General features: G+C 39.9%; 16 protein-coding genes and 8 pseudogenes. 9 read left to right on the top strand and 15 right to left on the bottom strand.

The features are described 5' to 3' along the window. Nucleotide 1 precedes the first annotated feature (1 nt). Nucleotides 2-262, top strand: a pseudogene (locus tag KA717_08245) (transposase). A gap of 26 nt (nucleotides 263-288) precedes the next feature. On the opposite strand, the gene KA717_08240 reads toward KA717_08245, so the two are convergent. After that, a complete protein-coding gene (locus KA717_08240) occupies nucleotides 289-1,416 on the bottom strand; it encodes an ISAs1 family transposase (protein UXE62706.1) in 1,128 nt (375 codons plus the stop codon). A gap of 752 nt (nucleotides 1,417-2,168) precedes the next feature. Further along, nucleotides 2,169-2,948, bottom strand: coding sequence for a choice-of-anchor E domain-containing protein (locus KA717_08235; protein UXE62705.1), 780 nt, complete (start codon nucleotides 2,946-2,948; stop codon nucleotides 2,169-2,171). A 409-nt stretch (nucleotides 2,949-3,357) separates the two neighbouring features. Here KA717_08235 and KA717_08230 point away from each other — a divergent pair, with 409 nt between their 5' ends. The 4 genes from KA717_08230 (at nucleotide 3,358) to KA717_08215 (ending at nucleotide 6,267) form a co-directional block, all read left to right on the top strand. After that, nucleotides 3,358-3,705: a hypothetical protein gene (locus KA717_08230; protein UXE62704.1), complete on the top strand. Its 348-nt coding sequence runs from the start codon at nucleotides 3,358-3,360 to the stop codon at nucleotides 3,703-3,705. 217 nt (nucleotides 3,706-3,922) lie between these two features. Continuing rightward, nucleotides 3,923-5,158, top strand: coding sequence for a potassium/proton antiporter (locus tag KA717_08225; protein UXE62703.1), 1,236 nt, complete (start codon nucleotides 3,923-3,925; stop codon nucleotides 5,156-5,158). Between the two features lie 301 nt (nucleotides 5,159-5,459). Beyond that, on the top strand, nucleotides 5,460-5,888 hold the full coding sequence (locus KA717_08220; GenBank protein ID UXE62702.1) for a hypothetical protein: 429 nt from the start codon (nucleotides 5,460-5,462) through the stop codon (nucleotides 5,886-5,888). Then, complete coding sequence (locus KA717_08215) at nucleotides 5,854-6,267, top strand: hypothetical protein (GenBank protein UXE62701.1); 414 nt, start codon at nucleotides 5,854-5,856, stop codon at nucleotides 6,265-6,267. The genes KA717_08220 and KA717_08215 overlap by 35 nt, the downstream gene beginning before the upstream one ends. A 28-nt stretch (nucleotides 6,268-6,295) precedes the next feature. Here KA717_08215 and KA717_08210 read toward each other — a convergent pair whose 3' ends face one another. Continuing rightward, a complete protein-coding gene (locus KA717_08210; protein ID UXE62700.1) occupies nucleotides 6,296-7,375 on the bottom strand; it encodes an IS1 family transposase in 1,080 nt (359 codons plus the stop codon). 124 nt (nucleotides 7,376-7,499) lie between these two features. Here KA717_08210 and KA717_08205 point away from each other — a divergent pair, with 124 nt between their 5' ends. Continuing rightward, nucleotides 7,500-8,051, top strand: a complete 552-nt coding sequence (locus KA717_08205; protein ID UXE62699.1) for a hypothetical protein — start codon at nucleotides 7,500-7,502, stop codon at nucleotides 8,049-8,051. Nucleotides 8,052-8,093: 42 nt separating this feature from the next. Next, nucleotides 8,094-9,339, top strand: a pseudogene (locus KA717_08200) (ISKra4 family transposase). 378 nt (nucleotides 9,340-9,717) lie between these two features. Here the strand turns inward: KA717_08200 and KA717_08195 are convergent. From KA717_08195 to KA717_08145, 11 genes and pseudogenes are all read right to left on the bottom strand, one after another. Further along, nucleotides 9,718-10,650: pseudogene (locus tag KA717_08195) on the bottom strand (IS5 family transposase). Between the two features lie 89 nt (nucleotides 10,651-10,739). Continuing rightward, the gene (locus KA717_08190; protein ID UXE62698.1) at nucleotides 10,740-11,882 is read right to left on the bottom strand and encodes a transposase; all 1,143 of its coding nucleotides are present in this window, start codon (nucleotides 11,880-11,882) and stop codon (nucleotides 10,740-10,742) included. 129 nt (nucleotides 11,883-12,011) lie between these two features. Then, nucleotides 12,012-12,167, bottom strand: coding sequence for a hypothetical protein (locus tag KA717_08185; protein UXE62697.1), 156 nt, complete (start codon nucleotides 12,165-12,167; stop codon nucleotides 12,012-12,014). A gap of 130 nt (nucleotides 12,168-12,297) precedes the next feature. Next, nucleotides 12,298-12,681: pseudogene (locus KA717_08180) on the bottom strand (transposase). A 102-nt stretch (nucleotides 12,682-12,783) separates the two neighbouring features. After that, nucleotides 12,784-12,930 (bottom strand): hypothetical protein, encoded by a 147-nt coding sequence (locus KA717_08175; protein UXE62696.1) that lies wholly within the window; start codon nucleotides 12,928-12,930, stop codon nucleotides 12,784-12,786. Then, entirely contained in the window at nucleotides 12,930-13,445 is a 516-nt protein-coding gene (locus KA717_08170) for an IS1634 family transposase (GenBank protein ID UXE64594.1), read from the bottom strand. Before KA717_08170 ends, KA717_08175 begins: the two co-directional genes overlap by 1 nt. Before the next feature lie 67 nt (nucleotides 13,446-13,512). Beyond that, nucleotides 13,513-14,794: pseudogene (locus tag KA717_08165) on the bottom strand (ISKra4 family transposase). Nucleotides 14,795-14,960: 166 nt separating this feature from the next. Further along, the gene (locus tag KA717_08160) at nucleotides 14,961-16,040 is read right to left on the bottom strand and encodes an IS1 family transposase (protein UXE62695.1); all 1,080 of its coding nucleotides are present in this window, start codon (nucleotides 16,038-16,040) and stop codon (nucleotides 14,961-14,963) included. Between the two features lie 94 nt (nucleotides 16,041-16,134). Next, nucleotides 16,135-16,374, bottom strand: coding sequence for a hypothetical protein (locus tag KA717_08155; protein ID UXE62694.1), 240 nt, complete (start codon nucleotides 16,372-16,374; stop codon nucleotides 16,135-16,137). 67 nt (nucleotides 16,375-16,441) lie between these two features. After that, a complete protein-coding gene (locus KA717_08150) occupies nucleotides 16,442-17,230 on the bottom strand; it encodes an IS1634 family transposase (protein ID UXE62693.1) in 789 nt (262 codons plus the stop codon). A gap of 282 nt (nucleotides 17,231-17,512) precedes the next feature. Continuing rightward, a pseudogene (locus KA717_08145) lies at nucleotides 17,513-18,564 on the bottom strand (ISKra4 family transposase). Between the two features lie 87 nt (nucleotides 18,565-18,651). Here KA717_08145 and KA717_08140 point away from each other — a divergent pair. Both KA717_08140 and KA717_08135 read left to right on the top strand, forming a co-directional pair. Beyond that, complete coding sequence (locus KA717_08140) at nucleotides 18,652-19,428, top strand: IS1 family transposase (protein UXE62692.1); 777 nt, start codon at nucleotides 18,652-18,654, stop codon at nucleotides 19,426-19,428. A 176-nt stretch (nucleotides 19,429-19,604) separates the two neighbouring features. Continuing rightward, nucleotides 19,605-19,857 (top strand): annotated as a pseudogene (locus KA717_08135) (IS4 family transposase). A 6-nt stretch (nucleotides 19,858-19,863) separates the two neighbouring features. Here KA717_08135 and KA717_08130 read toward each other — a convergent pair. After that, a pseudogene (locus KA717_08130) lies at nucleotides 19,864-20,190 on the bottom strand (IS4 family transposase). Nucleotides 20,191-20,233 lie beyond the last annotated feature (43 nt).

Below are 20,233 nucleotides of genomic sequence, written 5' to 3'. Positions count from 1 at the left end.
GGAAAAGTCAGATATAAGAATGAGTGGTTTCCGATTGGGAAGACCGCCGAAAGAGGTGAGCAAAGAAAAAAAGAAAGAGGCACGCTCAGATGAAAGAGTGCGTAATGCCATTGAGGGTAAATTCGGACAGGGAAAGAGGAAATTTAGTCTTGGTCGAGTGATGGCCAAACTACCTGAGACCTCGGAAACGGTAATTGCGATGAACTTTTTGGTAATGAATCTTTCTACTCTACTTCAGAAGACAAAAAGTAAAAAGTTGTAGAGTCGTTTTTCCAGGGCAAACGCATCTTATCCGAGTAAAACCTTAAGGAGATAGTCCTCGTCCCAACCAGCGCGTAGCCGTTTATTCTTGATACCAAGTTTCAGAGTATTTTCCTTTGTGAGCAAGTTAAGAGCGATATGGCGTAAGACGGCTAAATTCTCAGGAGCAAAATCCTTACGAATGCGACAAGCATCCTCGTTGAAGGCCAAGTCTAGAACCCAATGTAAAGAGTTTTCTATCAACCAATGACTACGAACAGATTGGGATAATTTTTGAGCATTACTCGGCAGGCTACTGATATAGTAGCGGGTCTCATACTCTGTTTTGTCTTTCAATCGTCTCTCCGCTTTAATCATACAGATGCTCGTCAACTTTGCCCATTTCTCCCCACCCAGCAAAAATTCTGTTTGTTCCATCGTCCAGCAACGGCGAATTTCAATCCGTCCATGTCCCTTGTCTATTGTTTGATGAAAATCATGCTTAATTCCCGCAAAATTAACCGATTGAGCATGAGCAAATAATTGTTCAACATCCTCACATAGATTACCTTGATTGCCTTTCAATGCCAAAACATAATCTCCCCCTCGCCCTACTATCTGTTGGGCAATCTTTGTCTGAGTTCCCATGGCATCAATCGTTACGATACAACCTTTGACCTCTAGCATTTTCAGGAGTTTGGGTATCGCCGTGATTTCATTCGATTTGCTTTCCACCTTGCACTGTCCTAGTACTAGACGATTTGCTGTTGCCCATGCACTTACCATCTGAATTGCGCCCTTTCCGTTGGCATTATCATAGGAGTGGCGAAGGGTTTTGCCGTCAATCGCTATCACTTCCCCTTCACTTACCTCCGCTATACTTTTGACCCAATGCAGAAAACAGTCTTGAAATTGCTCTGGATTCAGACTAGCAAATACACGCGCAAACGTATCGTGGGAGGGGATGCCATTTGGCAATTCCAAAATTTTTTTTAGCCATTGATGTTTAGCCTTGCCGAAACTTTCCATGGCTACCCAACCTTCTGCTCCACAAATGACGGCTAAGATGGCAATCGTTAGAATATCAATGAGTTTATGCCGTTTTGTTCGTTCGATGCGAGGGTCATCTATTTCGGCAAAGTGTTCTACCAGTCTATATTTGGGTCGGAGTTTCATCGCTTTTGTTTTCTATGCACTTTCCCTTATTTTCCCTTATCCATCCCTCTATAATGTTCTTGTATCTGTATCATTTTTAGATGCGTTCGCCCTGGTCGTTTTTCTTGTGAAAAATGGTGTTAATTTTCCTCTCTTTTGTGAGGAGTGATTTGTGTTGACCTTTTTAGACAGAAAGGAACAATAGATTAAACAAAATCTGTATTTTGATTTGTTTCCATAAGGATAAGTTATCTATGCTTTTTCAGTCCATACTTCCCTAACCCACATTTCTTTCGTTTTTTGACTTTTTCAGCAAGCCCTATTTAATGAGTGGTTTGAACCGAATTAGAACTAATCAGCTTTTCCTCAAGCCAACCTTTGACAATAACTGGTAACGGTAAATTAAGACGCTGACTTTTCTGATTAAGAATTTCTATCATCCGAGAAGGGAAATCAATCGCAATTATTTGTTCCTGAGAATTGAAACGCTTAATTTTAGTTAAATCTAAATATTCGATGATACTCTCTCCATCCTCAAATTTTCGGTCAAAATAGAAAAAAAGACAATATTTAAAACATTGTCTCTAGTGAGTTATATGTATTGTTGTCGCTTGGTTATAAGCTTTCCCCAAGGAATTTTCAAATAGCTATTTTTGAATGAACAGATTAGAAGGGCTGCTTAAAAGACGCTTTGAATATCCCTGTAAGAAGACAAGTTTGTTAAACAAAGCTATCGAAAAAATGCTCCTGATTGCCTTGCTATCACTGCCAGACTAACCGATTTGGACTTTAGATCCATTCTTAACTTGGTTATAGCGTTTACGGAACTGGAAACCAAGGAAAGCTGCAACCAAACTACCAATTAATACTTCGGGTTCGGGGATGCCTTGTGGGGGGACTGGATTGCTCGGTGGAACAGGAACATCGTAGGTATAAGTCACCGTTACCGCAGCCATAGCGGAGGTATTAAAGGTTGAAACCAAATTTCCTGAGCCGCTTGCTGTGCTAGTGGCATTGGCATCCACATCAAATGAGACTTGACCACTACCAGAAACCAAACTAGCTAAATCATTAAAATAGGCATAGCTAGCATCGTAGCTGGTAATTTCACTCTTTGTAGCAGATAAATCATTGACGCTGATACCAGAAGTACCGCCAAAATCTAACTTTTTATCATATTTAGCGAGATTAAAGGTTTTGGAGAAAGTGGGCAGTGCTACTACCAGGGCTGCACCATTAGCGACGCTACTGTTATAGAGTTTGAGTTCACTACTTAGAACGGCTGTAACGGCAGAACTTGAACTGGAGCGATTCTCAAGGCCAGCACCACCAACGATATTGCCATTTAAAGAGAAGGTAATGCCCGTTAGTTTTCCTAAAGACGTATCAAATTTATTAACAGTCAAGGTTTTTGTCCAATCTGTTTCTAGGTAATCTCCTGTATTGGCACTGTAGGATACAGAAGCCGCTTGGGCTGCATTAGCACTGAAGGTGGAAAGAAGAGCGGCGGTACCGATAACGGCGAAGGCTAGGGATTTAGAAGTAGCTTTCATGGGGGACATTTCCTTTGTTTAACTCACTGAATCCACTATATCAGGGCCAAGTCAGCGATCGCGTTATTCATAGGGTTCTCTTTTGTAAAACCTTGCGGTCATGGTCGGTTAGACCGTATTTGTTTGTATAACTTAGGTTATTTTTAACAACGTTCCTGAAAAGGTTAGTTTTTGAAACCCTTGATATATAAGGCTTTGCTCAAAACAAACGTTCGAGATAAATTTTTTTCCAGTCCGTCCAAACCGCTTAACGTCATCGCTCAAGTTTTACAGTCTGGCAGTCGAAAGCAGGCATTAACAATAATCTCGTTTTTTTAGAATAAGGATCAGTTGAGTCAACCGAATCTAAACCCATCGAATTTCAACCCCCTGTACGAGCAACACTTAAATTTTAAAAAGAGAGATTATCATGAACACCAAAACTCGCCAAGCCAAATTTAGCAAAAATCAACTCAGTATCTTCGCGGGTTTTGCTCTCTCTTTAACCATGGGAATGCCCACCTTGCATACTCTTATCGGTAGTGCCACTCCTTTACCCGCTTGGGGCGAAGCCACTCTATCTTCTCATCGCAACACCTCGGTTCAACCTGCTACTTCCTTACCCAAACAGATCAATCAAGAACAATGTCAACTGGATAGCACCGGCGCAACAGTAGATCTGGTTAATCTTTGCATGGGTTACATCACCTCTGCCAATGGCACTCAGCCGATCGCCAATCCCTGTTGTGCTAAATTCCTGCAAGACTATCACGGCTAAATCTCAACGATCTATTTTCTTCGTTGCTAGACAGTCAGTACTATTAAAGGTCATATTGATTCAGACGGGTAGCAATAAGTACAGTGACGGGTGAAAAATAAGAGTCATGATTAGCCGCGATCGCATCAGAAAATATAAAAAAAATAAAAAGCAGACAAATCCAACCTGGTTTGATTTAATAATAGGCACTTTTTAAAACTGTCTGGAATAGGCCGTCATGCTTCCCACCGAACAAATATTTGTGATTTTTGGTGTCCTACTATTAACCAGCGTGTTAGCGAGTAAAGCCTCTAGTCGCTTTGGGGTTCCCGCTTTGCTCTTATTTTTAATAGTAGGAATGTTAGCGGGTTCTGATGGCATTGGTAATATCGAATTTGAAGATGCGGTCATGGCAAAGTTAATCGGGGATTTTGCTTTAACCGTGATTTTATTTTCTGGGGGTCTTGATACCGAATGGTCTAAAATTCGTCCCGTTTTATTACCAGGGTTAAGTTTGTCTTCTGTGGGAGTGCTTTTAACGATCGCCCTAGTTGGCAGCTTTAGCTGGTTTATTCTCGGCTCTTTTTCAACATTTGAGCTTGGCCCTAATGGAATTTCCTGGGGAGAAGCTTTACTATTAGGCGCGATTATTTCTTCGACGGATGCGGCGGCAGTCTTTTCGGTTTTACGGTCTAGCCCTTTTAAATTACCGAATAAACTACAGGGACTTTTAGAACTGGAATCGGGAAGTAATGATCCAATGGCTGTTTTACTCACAGTTAATATTTTAGGGATTTTAACCAGTACTCATTTTTCTTTGGGAACGTTTATTCTCGAATTATTTTTGCAACTATTGATTGCCGTTCTCTTAGGTTATGGTGGAGGATTAGCAATGGTTTGGATCATTAATCATTTAAATTTAGCTTCTCCAGGGCTTTATCCTGCGGCAACTTTAGGACTTATTTTTTTACTATCAGGAACAACCACAGTTTTACATGGAAGTGCAGTCTTAACGATTTATCTCGCAGGGATTGTGATGGGTCATCATGACTTTACCAATCGACAAATTATTATGAGTTTTCATGATGGTTTAACCTGGCTTGTCCAAATTATTATGTGTTTAACCTTTGGATTATTGGTTGTCCCTGATGAATTACCCGCAACCGCAGCTATTTCAATTTCTATTGCTCTATTCTTAATCTTTGTTGCTCGTCCTATCAGTGTCTTTGTCTCCTTAAGTTTTAGTGAATTTAATTGGCGAGAAAAGCTTTTTATTGCCTGGGTGGGATTACGGGGAGCAATTCCGATGATTTTAGCAACGCTACCTTTAACCATGAATTTATCTCAATCTAAGGCTATTTTTAATGTCGTTTTTTTTATTGTGCTCCTTTCTATTTTTTTACAAGGTTTGACCCTGGTTCCTGTTGCTAAACGTTTAAGTCTATTTGAGAATCAGGAATCCGAACTAATCTAAGAGGCGGAGGGCGATCGCCATGATGAAAGGTTGCATTATCAATAACGGTAGGCTTTCCGACTTCTGACCATCTGTATCTATCCTTTTCACGCTCATGGTATGACGAGCTTCTCCTATACATCGTTCAGTCTTTCTAGTTCCGCAGGGTGCGACCTTTAGTTGATGAAGGAAAAGAAAAGTGTTAACATGAGATGAAAAGTGACAAAGAGGAAACAATGATGACAGCAAAACTAATTAATGTAGAGGGTTCAAAGGGGTGTGACCTTTAGTTGATGAAGGAAAAGAAAAGTGTTAACATGAGATGAAAAGTGACAAAGAGGAAACAATGATGACAGCAAAACTAATTAATGTAGAGGGTTCAAAGATAAAAATAGAACTAACATTAGAACTCAGTCGTTCAATGTTGGATACAGAAATAAATATTCAAAAAGGCTTAAACGAAGTAGGTTGCATCGCCAGCAAAGAAGCCTTGAAATATTTAGATACAGATGGTTCACCCTTAAAAATCGGTGAAGAAATCTGGAAGAGTAAGGGAGAGCAACCGAAAGAATATCAAACACCTTATGGTGAGGTTATAGTGAATCGTCATGTATATCAGCGTTCACCTTTGAGGAAAAACGTATTGCCCCTTAGAAAGAGAAGCAAGGATAATCATAACATCAACGCCATTATTGGCAAAACAGGTATCCTCAAAAATGTCAGGGATGGCAGGCAAAGAGGTGAAAAATGATTTATTAGAAAATCATGGTAGAAAAGTAGCGCTATCCTATATCCAAAGATTGAGTGAAGCAGCAGGAAGTGTGGTACAGGCAAAAGAAGAAGCGTGGAGTTATGCCCCGCCCAAGGAGGATAGCCAAATTGCAACAGTGGGAATAGGATTAGATGGAACCTGTATGCTGATGTGTGAGGATGGCTACCGTGAAGCAATGGTGGGAACCGTTTCCCTATACGATAGTGAAGGCGAACGTCAACCTACAATCTATCTAGGTGCGGCACCAGAGTATGGAAAAAAGAGTTTTCTAGAAAGATTAGAAAGAGAAATTGAGCGAGCGAAAAACCGTTATCCAGAGGCAACATTGGTCGGGATGGCACTGGTATCGTCTAGCTAGAAGCTATAAACGTTGCAATACAAGAGGTTCAACAAATCAGGCGAATTTGGAGTAAGTCCTCCCAAGTTAACCCTTTTTGAATTATACCGAGAGCTACCGCAGGAACTTTTTTCGTCGTAAAATGGCTGCGAACAAAGTTATGAACCATCCAGAAAATATCTAGCACTCGCTGTAATCCCACAACAGATTTAGCATAAGTATTTGTTCGACGACGAAAGGCGGCTAAATAGCGTCGTAGAGAACTATTAAATGCCTCAACGTGGTTGGCATGAACATCCTTGTCTTCTGGTTTTTCTGTTGTCTCAGGATGTTCAGTTTTCGGAGTTTCTACTTTCTCTAGTTTACCCTCAGAATCTCGACGTTTACTACTCTTATTTTTTAATCTTACCACCATACCCTTCGGTAATACTTTGGTGGGACGACCTCGCTTCCCAGTCCTTAATACTTCGTGACAAATATTAAATAGCAGTTGACTATATCGCTTTTCTCCATCTGTAAATAACTGGAGAGATTCTGCACTCCTTTCAAATAATTCCGCTACCGTCATCATTGCTTCTAGAAATAATTTCTGCTCTTTTTTACCACATTTTAAATGCCAAATAAAGCGGCTAGCCCTGTCCATGAGCACGATTGTCCACCCCTCAGAGGCACTTGCTTCTTTATTTTTTCCAACTTTTGTGTATAGTTCATCCCCTTCTATTACTAATTTAACAAATTCATTCACTAAGGCGTATAAAAATAATGTCTCTTGTAATCCTGATAATTTCTTTTCCCAATTCAATATTGTTGTTTTTGCGTAGCCGAATACTCGGGCTGCTGCATTTAATCCTATTCCTTCCATTCTGGCTTTTAATACTTTTACAATTTCACTTAATGGGGTTTCTAAGCCAGCGATTACGCTACCATAAGTCTCAGCAAAACAAGAACCACATTCTTGACAGATGAACATTTTACGTTCCCCGTTACCTTTCGTTTGGTAATGAGAATGTATTTTTACTTTTTCACTATAGCAATGAGGGCAGTTTTTCTGAAATAAGGCTTCCTCTTTCTCTTGAGGTAAGCCAATATCACTTAGGAGGTCAATTGAGCTTTTATTCAATGTTGACATTGCTTTCCGTTTTCCCTTTCTTTAATATAATGACAATAATAATAGTATAACAAAAACGGGAATATGTCCAGTCGTAAGTTATTTTCTATTTTCTCAAACTCTTACACCATAACTTTTTCTAGCTTTGATCACACGATACCAGTACCTCGGGATAGCAGACGGGGCAGAATCAAATTGGAAGTTTTTAGAAAAGCAAACGGAAGAACAGATATTAGATTTCTATCATGCCTCTGGTTACTTAGGTGCCTTGGCAGAAGCGTTGCATCCGAATACCGTGTCAAAACAAAAAGAATGGTTGACTGAAAATTGTCGAGAACTCAAGCATGAAAAAGGAAAAGCAGGAGAACTGCTAAATCTGATGAAAGAAGTCAAAGAAGAAAAAAGTCATTCTAAGAATCTTACCGAGAAACTACAAGCGGCGATTACTTATTACGAGAATCATCAGCATCAAATGGATTATGCTGAATACTTAGAGAAAAAGTATCCGATTGGTTCAGGTGTTACGGAAGCAGCTTGTAAGACGTTGGTCAAACAACGATTATGTTGTTCAGGGATGCGATGGAAGGAAAAAGGAGCAGGAATTATTTTGAGCCTACGAGCTTTGGTATTGACCAAGGAACGATGGAGTCAATTTTGGGCAAAACTTGATCAATATGGGTTCCCTGTAGAACCCTGATTACAACAGCTTTTATCAACTAAAGGTCGCACCCGTTCAAAGATAAAAATAGAACTAACATTAGAACTAAGTCGTTCAATGTTGGATACAGAAATAAATATTCAAAAAGGCTTAAACGAAGTAGGTTGCATCGCCAGCAAAGAAGCCTTGAAATATTTAGATACAGATGGTTCACCCTTAAAAATCGGTGAAGAAATCTGGAAGAGTAAGGGAGAGCAACCGAAAGAATATCAAACACCTTATGGTGAGGTTATAGTGAATCGTCATGTATATCAGCGTTCACCTTTGAGGAAAAACGTATTGCCCCTTAGAAAGAGAAGCAAGGATAATCATAACATCAACGCCATTATTGGCAAAACAGGTATCCTCAAAAATGTCAGGGATGGCAGGCAAAGAGGTGAAAAATGATTTATTAGAAAATCATGGTAGAAAAGTAGCGCTATCCTATATCCAAAGATTGAGTGAAGCAGTAGGAAGTGTGGTACAGGCAAAAGAAGAAGCGTGGAGTTATGCCCCGCCCAAGGAGGATAGCCAAATTGCAACAGTGGGAATAGGATTAGATGGAACCTGTATGCTGATGTGTGAGGATGGCTACCGTGAAGCAATGGTGGGAACCGTTTCCCTATACGATAGTGAAGGCGAACGTCAACCTACAATCTATCTAGGTGCGGCACCAGAGTATGGAAAAAAGAGTTTTCTAGAAAGATTAGAAAGAGAAATTGAGCGAGCGAAAAACCGTTATCCAGAGGCAACATTGGTCGGGATAGCAGACGGGGCAGAATCAAATTGGAAGTTTTTAGAAAAGCAAACGGAAGAACAGATATTAGATTTCTATCATGCCTCTGGTTACTTAGGTGCCTTGGCAGAAGCGTTGCATCCGAATACCGTGTCAAAACAAAAAGAATGGTTGACTGAAAATTGTCGAGAACTCAAGCATGAAAAAGGAAAAGCAGGAGAACTGCTAAATCTGATGAAAGAAGTCAAAGAAGAAAAAAGTCATTCTAAGAATCTTACCGAGAAACTACAAGCGGCGATTACTTATTACGAGAATCATCAGCATCAAATGGATTATGCTGAATACATAGAGAAAAAGTATCCGATTGGTTCAGGTGTTACGGAAGCAGCTTGTAAGACGTTGGTCAAACAACGATTATGTTGTTCAGGGATGCGATGGAAGGAAAAAGGAGCAGGAATTATTTTGAGCCTACGAGCTTTGGTATTGACCAAGGAACGATGGAGTCAATTTTGGGCAAAACTTGATCAATATGGGTTCCCTGTAGAACCCTGATTACAACAGCTTTTATCAACTAAAGGTCGCACCCCTGTTGAGAGCCTTCTTTGAGAATTTCTTCATACCAGGGTGATTGGCGCAGTACGGTCATGTCCCACCTCATTATTTGTTGAATTAAGGGTATCTCTAAAACAAAACTAGCAAAAAAGGAGAGCAGTGGCTCTAATTCGGGCTTGCTGAAAAAGTCAAAAAACGAAAGAAATGTGGGTTAGGGAAGTATGGACTGAAAAAGCATAGATAACTTATCCTTATGGAAACAAATCAAAATACAGATTTTGTTTAATCTATTGTTCCTTTCTGTCTAAAAAGGTCAACACAAATCACTCCTCACAAAAGAGAGGAAAATTAACACCATTTTTCACAAGAAAAACGACTCTACAACTTTTTACTTTTTGTCTTCTGAAGTAGAGTAGAAAGATTCATTACCAAAAAGTTCATCGCAATTACCGTTTCCGAGGTCTCAGGTAGTTTGGCCATCACTCGACCAAGACTAAATTTCCTCTTTCCCTGTCCGAATTTACCCTCAATGGCATTACGCACTCTTTCATCTGAGCGTGCCTCTTTCTTTTTTTCTTTGCTCACCTCTTTCGGCGGTCTTCCCAATCGGGGACCACTCATTCTTATATCCCTTTCTTTACAATAAGCTCGATTCGCTTTTGTTCGATAGATTTTATCCACATGAACCGATTCCGGATAACATCCTGTTTCCCTTTTATATTCTTCTATTCGCGCTTGTAAATCTCCCGATTCGTTGTAATTATCCCAACTTAATTTGTCTAAGAAGACAAAGCCATTCACATTACTTGCCGATATTTTAGCTCCAAACTCTACTGCTTTTCCCGCTTTTCCACGCACTATTGGACGCACGTGAGGTTGGCTTACACTCACAATTCTGTTTTCTACTTTATTTGTCTTTTTTTCATACATTTCTAACTGTTGCTCATACACTTTTCCTATCGTTACAAGCTCTTCTTGCTCTTTTTTCGTTAGTTTTTCTAACTTTGCTCCCTCTTCTATCATTTTTTCTATATGAGACAAGTTTCTTTTTATATATCCTAGTTGTTTTTTTGTTCCTTTTCTTCTTTCTTTTTTTGACACACGACGTTTTTTTGCTATGGCTAAGTACTCTTTTCTTGCCACTTCCCTATAAGTCCTCGGCTTTTCTTTCCTTTTCTCTTTTATTTCTTCATACAGCTTATCTATTATTTTTTCTGTTTTTTCTCTGGCATCATTCAATATTCCTATATCCGTTGGATATTTTATATCTGCTGGTGTACAAGTCGCATCTAACAATAACTTTCCTTCATTTTCTTTTTTTCTGACGCTACACCCGTCGCTTTTTTTTCTATTTCTTTACTGGACAGTGGGAAGTTTATGGATGCCAGATAAGGTAATGACTATGCGACGAAAGTAAGCATATCAGAGCTTGAGGAAGAGGCAAGTTTAGCGGTAAGGAATTTAGGCAAAAGCAGACTGGGTGGACTTTGAGGAAAAATCATTTGGGCTTGATGTTGAAGGGCTAGTTGAGCAATCCGTTCACTAGGGTAGCCATGGGATGGTAATGTCCGAAACCATCGAGGAAAATTAGCCCAAATCCCCTGGGGTAACTCTAAGGCGAGAATTTGAAGTAGCCCTAAAGCAATGGCATTAAGGTTAACAAAACGCTCAAAGGCTTCTACCTTGTTTAAAATCTGAGTCTGAACAGCTTGTGGATAGTCACTGAGGATAAGATTGCTGGGCCAGGTAGGTAAAGTAGGAAGACTCTTAAGCCAAAAACGATAGGCAAAGCTGCCCAAAAGATGGACTAATTGACGAAAAGTGACTTCAATCTTAAATCGGAGACCGTAAGCGGCAATAATCTCAGGTCCAGTCAAACAGAGATCAGTAGAAAGCAGAATCAGTCGTCGTCCGTTAGGCAATTGGGTCAGAACAAACTTGACGAGCTGATGGGGACTATCCCAGTGGAACTCAAAGCACTGATAAGAAACCGTGACTTGTTGACCATAGAGCCAGACTTTAGCTGTCGGAAAGTCCGCCGCCAGAGCGAACAGCTTTTCTAGTTTTATCGAACTCCCCCAAATCCGTGGTCGTCCTCTCCCCGTCAGCGTCGGCACGGAACAAAAGGGGGCATAGGCGACGGTGGAGCAATGCACTCTTGTGATTAGATGCAAGGCGTTCTGGCGAAAACTTTTGAGCACTGGTTCGCAAGCAAAATAAGCATCCAAAATTACATAACTCCCTGCCTCTGCGTAAGTAACACAAAGGTCAGCCATTTTTGTCACCAGGCTCGTCTTCACCTTTTTTTTGCCTTTTCCCTCCCCCTTCTCGGTTGCTTTGGACTTGATGCCATCGTCTAGCCGCAGCACTAAGGGCAAGGCAAAGCAGGCTTTCCCTACTCCCACCAAAATACTCAAGGCATTGAAGTAATGACCCCTTATCCACTCTGGCTTGGACACATCTTCCGATTCTTGGTGTAGTCGTTTTACACCTGGCATCTTGCGTCCTTCTTTCCCCACTTTGATGCCATCACCCACATACACCCGTTTCCCTTTAATTCTGTATAGACTTTCATGCTGACTTAGCCACTTTGACCATTGTAAAGTTAGTCCTTCGACCCTAAACGCCTTGGAATCAAACCAATGTAGAGCCTGATTGTAGTAGCTCTCTGTTCAGCCAATGGCATTGACATAGCTAGTTATTGCGCTGGGTTGGCTGTTGAGCACTACTCCCCAGACTAACAGGATAAACCATTGGAACGTTGCTTCTCGGCTAAAGGCTGGACGGAGATTATTGAGGATTTGCTCTAGTCGCTGACATAGTTGCATAATTGATAGATAGCACTGGCTATCGATTTTCTTATATCAGCCAGTTTCGGACATAACGGCACTCTTTTGTATCGGATGTCCGATTTTCTTTTCTCCACTTACACGCCTCGAGAACTTCCCACTGTCCAGTTTCTTTATTAATTTTATTTATTAATTCCATTCCTATTTTTTTACGAAAATGAACCATCATTGACGCATTAAATGCTTCTTTGCTACTATAGCTTTCCATTCCTATAAAGTACTGTAAATAAGGGTTCTCTTTTATTTGTTCTACTGTTTCTCTGTCACTTTTTCCTGAAATTTCTTTGATAATTAATGCTCCTAATGCCATTCTAAATGATTTGGCTGGGGCTCCTTTTTTTTCTGTGAAGTTTTTTGCATATTCTTCCTCATATTCTTCCCAGGGAATCATTTTTGACATTTCTATCCAACGATTTTCTTCGTCTAACTGCCCGCCGAACAGATTTTTCAAGTTTTCTGGTGTTTCAATTGAGTACTGTTGCTTTCGGTACATCTGCTTTCTCTCTTCTTAATGCAATGGTTTTGAGGCATTCTACCCTATTTTCGTGCATTCTAGCGGTTCTTAATTCGCCTACTATTTTTCTCCGTAAAGGTTTCAGCTTTTTTCAGCAAGCCCTAATTCGTTAAGATTTTCATCATTTTGTAGTTCTCGTAAGGCTTGACGGATAACAAGCGGTTCATTACCTCCTTTTAACCCACATTCCGTACATAAAAAAAGAACAAAGAAAATAAGAAAAGTCATTATGACAAAAGATAATACTGACAAGTAGTAGCCCCAAAAAAGCGCAAAATCCTCTCTCGCTCAAGCGTTAGATTGATTATTTGGGGACAATTATCCAGTACAACCCAATGAACTCCTCTCAACATCTGAAAAATCCAACGCAGTGTCGGACGCTGAGTCGGCTTTCCCAACTGGTTAGGCACAGTCTCCTCCTGCTCTGCCAGAGCCAGTCTCAGTTTACGTTGTCCCAAGCTGTACACCAGTAAACACAACACCATGATGAAACTCAATGCCATAATCCGCTCAGGGGTTTTGAGAAAAACACTGGACGCAAAAAACAGAGGGTCTTTAAGGAAGCGAAAACCTCGCTCTACCCCTTGCTGTTGCTTGTAGTGGACAAGCAGTTGCTCATCGCTCAAAGAGTCTCCATCTAGCTGATTCGTCGCCAAGACAAAACGTCCTGCTGCCCGCTCCGCAAGTTCAACTTTCGCCATATTGAGACTTAAAGTGGCTTGAGCAGGGTAGCTACGACGAATCGGCTGTTCATGGAGTCGGGGCTTACCTCGATGGGGTGCGACCTTTAGTTGATAAAAGCTGTTGTAATCAGGGTTCTACAGGGAACCCATATTGATCAAGTTTTGCCCAAAATTGACTCCATCGTTCCTTGGTCAATACCAAAGCTCGTAGGCTCAAAATAATTCCTGCTCCTTTTTCCTTCCATCGCATCCCTGAACAACATAATCGTTGTTTGACCAACGTCTTACAAGCTGCTTCCGTAACACCTGAACCAATCGGATACTTTTTCTCTATGTATTCAGCATAATCCATTTGATGCTGATGATTCTCGTAATAAGTAATCGCCGCTTGTAGTTTCTCGGTAAGATTCTTAGAATGACTTTTTTCTTCTTTGACTTCTTTCATCAGATTTAGCAGTTCTCCTGCTTTTCCTTTTTCATGCTTGAGTTCTCGACAATTTTCAGTCAACCATTCTTTTTGTTTTGACACGGTATTCGGATGCAACGCTTCTGCCAAGGCACCTAAGTAACCAGAGGCATGATAGAAATCTAATATCTGTTCTTCCGTTTGCTTTTCTAAAAACTTCCAATTTGATTCTGCCCCGTCTGCTATCCCGACCAATGTTGCCTCTGGATAACGGTTTTTCGCTCGCTCAATTTCTCTTTCTAATCTTTCTAGAAAACTCTTTTTTCCATACTCTGGTGCCGCACCTAGATAGATTGTAGGTTGACGTTCGCCTTCACTATCGTATAGGGAAACGGTTCCCACCATTGCTTCACGGTAGCCATCCTCACACATCAGCATACAGGTTCCATCTAATCCTATTCCCACTGTTGCAATTTGGCTATCCTCCTTGGGCGGGGCATAACTCCACGCTTCTTCTTTTGCCTGTACCACACTTCCTACTGCTTCACTCAATCTTTGGATATAGGATAGCGCTACTTTTCTACCATGATTTTCTAATAAATCATTTTTCACCTCTTTGCCTGCCATCCCTGACATTTTTGAGGATACCTGTTTTGCCAATAATGGCGTTGATGTTATGATTATCCTTGCTTCTCTTTCTAAGGGGCAATACGTTTTTCCTCAAAGGTGAACGCTGATATACATGACGATTCACTATAACCTCACCATAAGGTGTTTGATATTCTTTCGGTTGCTCTCCCTTACTCTTCCAGATTTCTTCACCGATTTTTAAGGGTGAACCATCTGTATCTAAATATTTCAAGGCTTCTTTGCTGGCGATGCAACCTACTTCGTTTAAGCCTTTTTGAATATTTATTTCTGTATCCAACATTGAACGACTGAGTTCTAATGTTAGTTCTATTTTTATCTTTGAACCCTCTACATTAATTAGTTTTGCTGTCATCATTGTTTCCTCTTTGTCACTTTTCATCCCATGTTAACACTTTTCTTTTCCTTCATCAACTAAAGGTCACACCCCCTCGATGACCGTAATGACATTTTTCCACTACGCTTAGGTCTGGCACTGGTATCGTCTAGCTAGAAGCTACAAACGTTGCAATACGAGAGGTTCAAGAAATCAGGCGAATTTGGAGTAAGTCCTCCCAAGTTAACCCTTTTTCAATTATACCGAGAGCTACAGCAGGAACTTCTCTAGTCGTAAAATGGCTGCGAACAAAGTTATGAACCATCCAGAAAATATCTAGGACTCGCTGTAATCCCACAACAGATTTAGCATAAGTATTTGTACGACGACGAAAGGCGGCTAAATAGCGTCGGATAGCACTATTAAATGCCTCAACGTGGTTGGCATGGACGTCCTTTTCTTCTGGTTTTTCTGTTGTCTCTGGATGTTCTGGTTTCGGAGTTTCTACTTTCTTTAGTTTACCCTCAGAATCTCGACGTTTACTACTCTTATTTTTTAGTCTTACCACAAGACCCTTCGGTAATACTTTGGTGGGACGACCTCGCTTTCCAGTCCTTAATACTTCGTGACAAATATTAAATAGCAGTTGACTATATCGCTTTTCTCCATCTGTAAATAACTGGAGAGATTCTGCACTCCTTTCAAATAATTCCGCTACCGTCATCATTGCTTCTAGAAATAATTTCTGCTCTTTTCGACCACATTTTAAATGCCAAATAAAGCGGCTAGCCCTGTCCATGAGCACGATTGTCCACCCCTCAGAGGCACTTGCTTCTTTATTTTTTCCAACTTTTGTGTATAGTTCATCCCCTTCTATTACTAATTTAACAAATTCATTCACTAAGGCGTATAAAAATAATGTCTCTTGTAATCCTGATAATTTCTTTTCCCAATTCAATATTGTTGTTTTCGCGTAGCCGAATACTCGGGCTGCTGCATTCAATCCTATTCCTTCCATTCTGGCTTTTAATACTTTTACAATTTCACTTAATGGGGTTTCTAAGCCAGCGATTACGCTACCATAAGTCTCAGCAAAACAAGAACTACATTCTTGACAAATGAACATTTTACGTTCCCCGTTACCTTTCGTTTGATAATGAGAATGTATTTTTACGTTTTCACTATAGCAATGAGGACAGTTTTTCTTGAATAAGGCATCCTCTTTCTCTTGGCACAAGCCAACATCATTCAGGATTTTCATAGAGCTTTTCTTTAATATTGACATTGTTTTCTGTTTCCTTTTTCTTTGATATAATGACAATAATAATAGTATAATAAAAACGGGCCGATGTCTAGTCTTAAACTATTTTTCTATTTTCTCAAAGCCTTACACCATAACTTTTTCCAACTTTGATCAGACGATACCAGTTCCTTAGGTCTTCAAGATGATGTAATTCTAAACTCTTCTCCCATCGGCTCAGAGCAGTCAAAGCATCCTCACGACAGGCAAATTCCTGACGCTGTAATTGCGACAATTGCTTTTCAGCTTGAGCCGTCGCTTTCTCTGTCGCCTTAGTCAGTTGTTTCAGGTCTAAAGCTTTTTTTTGCTCGCTTTCCACCACTATCCAACGTTGCTTTACTCCCCCATATTCATTTCCTACGGAGGTAAGACGATAGCCCGCTAAATCAATCCGTTGTAATAAATTGCTCTGAAGCTAATTCAGTCAGCAAGTCTTGCACTGACTTAATCGTTTTCGGCACACAATATAACCATTTTATTCCTGTTAGTTTTTTTAAGTTATCTGCACTGTATAAAGCTGAATCCGCTATATATAAACCATTGAATTGCCACTGTTCATTGAACCTTTTCAAGACTTCAGCAAACTCTTTTTTGTCACTTTGATTGCCATCCCCTAATTCCAGAAAAGCGGGTATGTCCCCATCCCCCCAACAGACTAAATTTAAGACAAATTGCTTCAGGTCGGGTCGGCCATCTTTTGAATGACCATGGGTTATGTGGATTACTTGGTCTTCTTTGTCTTCTCTTTCTACTGATAATTTATATTCCCCTTCTACTGATATAGAACTTGAGTCTAGATGGGCGCTTGCCATCATTATTTTGAAGATTTCCACTGCTTTTAGACAAATTCCTACAAATAAACGACTGATGCCAGCCATAAAAATTAAATCTAATACTCTTCCCAGACGGTCATCATTCAGGTCGCTGGCTTTTATTCCTTTTCCTAAGAGATGTTCTAGGGGTTTATCTTCAAAAAAACGACTGAATAAATACAAGGGAGAATTAATAAATCCTAAGCCATTGAGAATCATGGCTTTAACCACCAGACCCGCACTGATTTTCGCACGGTCATTTTCTTGTAACTGTTCATTGATATAATCCACTAGACCTAGTTCATCAACTACGGCCGCGATTATTCCTAAATGGTCGAGATTTTTAACGTTTAATTGGGTCATTTTCTCCTCGGTTTGTTAGCTTTTTTATTTTAACTATTCTGTTGCTATTTTTGAATCTATTTTTATTTTTTCAAAATTAGTACGGGATATGGGGTGTAAGGCTTTGAGAAAATAGAAAAATAGTTTAAGACTAGACATCGGCCCGTTTTTATTATACTATTATTATTGTCATTATATCAAAGAAGAAGGAAACAGAAAACAATGTCAATATTAAAGAAAAGCTCTATGGAAATCCTGAATGTGGGTTCGGGAGCATCCCAGATTTGCAATGAGTAAAAGTACTCAGGCAATAGCTTCATTGAGATAAGCACAGCGTAATCTCAATATTTGAGGAACGTTTTCTGACTTCCAACAAGCCCCTGCTATTTGTATTCTCTTGCCAATTTGTTTGATTTTTGACTCTACACTTCCTGAGCCAATGCAGATACCTAAGTCTTGATAGAGTCCATAATCTGGCATTCTGCTTTCATGTTTCTTCATATAATTGATGAAGTTAATTGCTTCCTTTTGTTTTGAACCGTTCAATTCTTTAATTGCTGAATCTTGCTCCCCTTGCCATAAGTACGTCTCTATTTGCCTCTTTACCTTTTTTGAAACTTTCACTTTATGGATATTTTCCACCAAGTGATACCAATCCAATACTTCCCTTCTTTCGTCTTTATCCCTTATCTTTTCTATCAGATTCCAAATCCCATCATGTCCATCTCCTAAGCAAGTTACTACTCTCGCTAATGGTTGATTATTTGTCCAAGCGATTAATTCTTCCTGCGCTTGAAAAAATGCCGCACATACCTGACCATGTAAGCTTACTGCTTTATAATTTTTCCAGATACTTTCTTCGCCTACGCTCGTTCGTATTCTTACTGTTCCGCCATCTATGCTTAGACTTTCTATTTTCCTTGAGCTTCTTGAAATTCATACCCTAATGCTAATCGGTGTTGACTGCTTTTTGAGATGGACATTCCCGTCGTCATCTTGATTGTTTTTTCTCCTCTCTCAAATGACTCACAGGCTACAATATTTAAGCAGCATTTTTCTAAATAAGGACTCACTTGTTTATTTTTTTCTAACCCTAGCTTTTTCGCCTGTTTTTCTGTAATTTTTACTTTTCCGATAATACTGTCCACTGTTCTTTCTCTTCCTGCTTTTGTTCCTGTTGCTGTTTTACAAAAAAAACGGCCAATAGCTGGACTTACGACCGTCAACATTTGCTCTCGTACCGCTAGTTCTATACTTTCAAAGCTTTTCAAGTCTTCTTTTTGCGTATTTCTGACCATGATTTCTGCGATAGCTTTGAGATGGTCGTCTAATTTTTGCTTATCTTCAACGTTCATTTTTTGTACTCCAATTTTTATAACTTTTTAGATTATCCCCTTTCCCCTTCTTTGTAACTAAGCATTTATACTTACTGCAAATTTGGGATGCTCCCCCTGAATGATGTTGGCTTGTGCCAAGAGAAAGAGGATGCCTTATTCAAGGACAACTGTCCTCATTGCTATAGTGAAAAAGTAAAAATACATTCTCATTATCAAACGAAAGGTAACGGGGAACGTAAAATGTTCATTTGTCAAGAATGTAGTTCTTGTTTTGCTGAGACTTATGGTAGCGTAATCGCTGGCTTAGAAACCCCATTAAGTGAAATTGTAAAAGTATTAAAAGCCAGAATGGAAGGAATAGGATTAAATGCAGCAGCCCGAGTATTTGGCTACGCGAAAACAACAATATTGAATTGGGAAAAGAAATTATCAGGATTACAAGAGACATTATTTTTATACGCCTTAGTAAATGAATTTGTTAAATTAGTAATAGAAGGGGATGAACTATACACAAAAGTTGGAAAAAATAAAGAAGCAAGTGCCTCTGAGGGGTGGACAATCGTGCTCATGGACAGGGCTAGCCGCTTTATTTGGCATTTAAAATGTGGTCGAAAAGAGCAGAAATTATTTCTAGAAGCAATGATGACGGTAGCGGAATTATTTGAAAGGAGTGCAGAATCTCTCCAGTTATTTACAGATGGAGAAAAGCGATATAGTCAACTGCTATTTAATATTTGTCACGAAGTATTAAGGACTGGAAAGCGAGGTCGTCCCACCAAAGTATTACCGAAGGGTCTTGTGGTAAGATTAAAAAATAAGAGTAGTAAACGTCGAGATTCTGAGGGTAAACTAGAGAAAGTAGAAAGGGTGCATCCCACTTAAGATAATACATTGACACTCAAAAGAGGAGAGTGATTGAGATAAGCACATCGTAGCCGAAGAATACGAGAAACATTATGAAGATGCCAACGTGCTCCCTACCTAAGTACAGGACAAAAGGCTTGAAAAGTATACGAGAAAGGGGTTTCATGGAAGATGAACGTAATGTAAGAAAACCCATGAACCAATATAACGCATTGAAACAAGCCCTAAAACCCCATTGTGGGATGGCATGGTGCCAGACTCTCCTTCCTAGCCTTGTTCTTACTCGCCCTCCCCAAAGTGAAAACGGTTAACCTTAAAGAATTGGCTCTGGGTTTTGAAGGTCGGGCATTGGTGGATTCTCATTACAAACGCTTACAACGCTTTTTCTCAGGATTTGAGCTGGATTACCATCACATTGCCCGTATTGTAGTCAGTTGGCTGGATACATCCGTGTCAACTTAAAGGAATGGGTTCCCAAATTTGTTGATTGAGAGCGGCCTTTTCTCGATGTCGCTTTCTCTCAGCTTTGACCAAACCAAATAACTTAGCACGTTCAGCCAGATAGGTTACTGTATCAGGCTTTTCTCCTCTAGCAATAGCCTTCGCTACATAGTATAGACTCCGAAACACCATCTCTACTGAGATTTTTTCTTTCGGTTGATTTAGAGCAATCGCCACTTCCCCTACCAATTGATTTAAGACCGTATAGAAAATCAAAGTGCAAATAATCTGGATTTGGACACCATTCTTATTCCCTACCCATAAATAGGCTAGTCCTAAAGGGTGTGACCTTTAGTTGATGAAGGAAAAGAAAAGTGTTAAC

It is taken from the genome of Woronichinia naegeliana WA131 (genome assembly GCA_025370055.1).
Lineage (GTDB): Bacteria > Cyanobacteriota > Cyanobacteriia > Cyanobacteriales > Microcystaceae > Woronichinia > Woronichinia naegeliana.
Note: the sequence above shows the minus strand (reverse complement) of the source record. Positions and strands in the feature narration are given on the sequence as shown.

Coding starts and splice junctions, on each gene's coding strand:
- KA717_08240 (UXE62706.1), bottom strand. CDS start 1,416: ATGAAACTCCGACCCAAATATAGACTGGTAGAACACTTTGCCGAAATA.
- KA717_08235 (UXE62705.1), bottom strand. CDS start 2,948: ATGAAAGCTACTTCTAAATCCCTAGCCTTCGCCGTTATCGGTACCGCC.
- KA717_08230 (UXE62704.1), top strand. CDS start 3,358: ATGAACACCAAAACTCGCCAAGCCAAATTTAGCAAAAATCAACTCAGT.
- KA717_08225 (UXE62703.1), top strand. CDS start 3,923: ATGCTTCCCACCGAACAAATATTTGTGATTTTTGGTGTCCTACTATTA.
- KA717_08220 (UXE62702.1), top strand. CDS start 5,460: ATGAAAAGTGACAAAGAGGAAACAATGATGACAGCAAAACTAATTAAT.
- KA717_08215 (UXE62701.1), top strand. CDS start 5,854: ATGTCAGGGATGGCAGGCAAAGAGGTGAAAAATGATTTATTAGAAAAT.
- KA717_08210 (UXE62700.1), bottom strand. CDS start 7,375: ATGTCAACATTGAATAAAAGCTCAATTGACCTCCTAAGTGATATTGGC.
- KA717_08185 (UXE62697.1), bottom strand. CDS start 12,167: ATGCAACTATGTCAGCGACTAGAGCAAATCCTCAATAATCTCCGTCCA.
- KA717_08175 (UXE62696.1), bottom strand. CDS start 12,930: ATGACTTTTCTTATTTTCTTTGTTCTTTTTTTATGTACGGAATGTGGG.
- KA717_08160 (UXE62695.1), bottom strand. CDS start 16,040: ATGTCAATATTAAAGAAAAGCTCTATGAAAATCCTGAATGATGTTGGC.
- KA717_08150 (UXE62693.1), bottom strand. CDS start 17,230: ATGACCCAATTAAACGTTAAAAATCTCGACCATTTAGGAATAATCGCG.
- KA717_08140 (UXE62692.1), top strand. CDS start 18,652: ATGCTCCCCCTGAATGATGTTGGCTTGTGCCAAGAGAAAGAGGATGCC.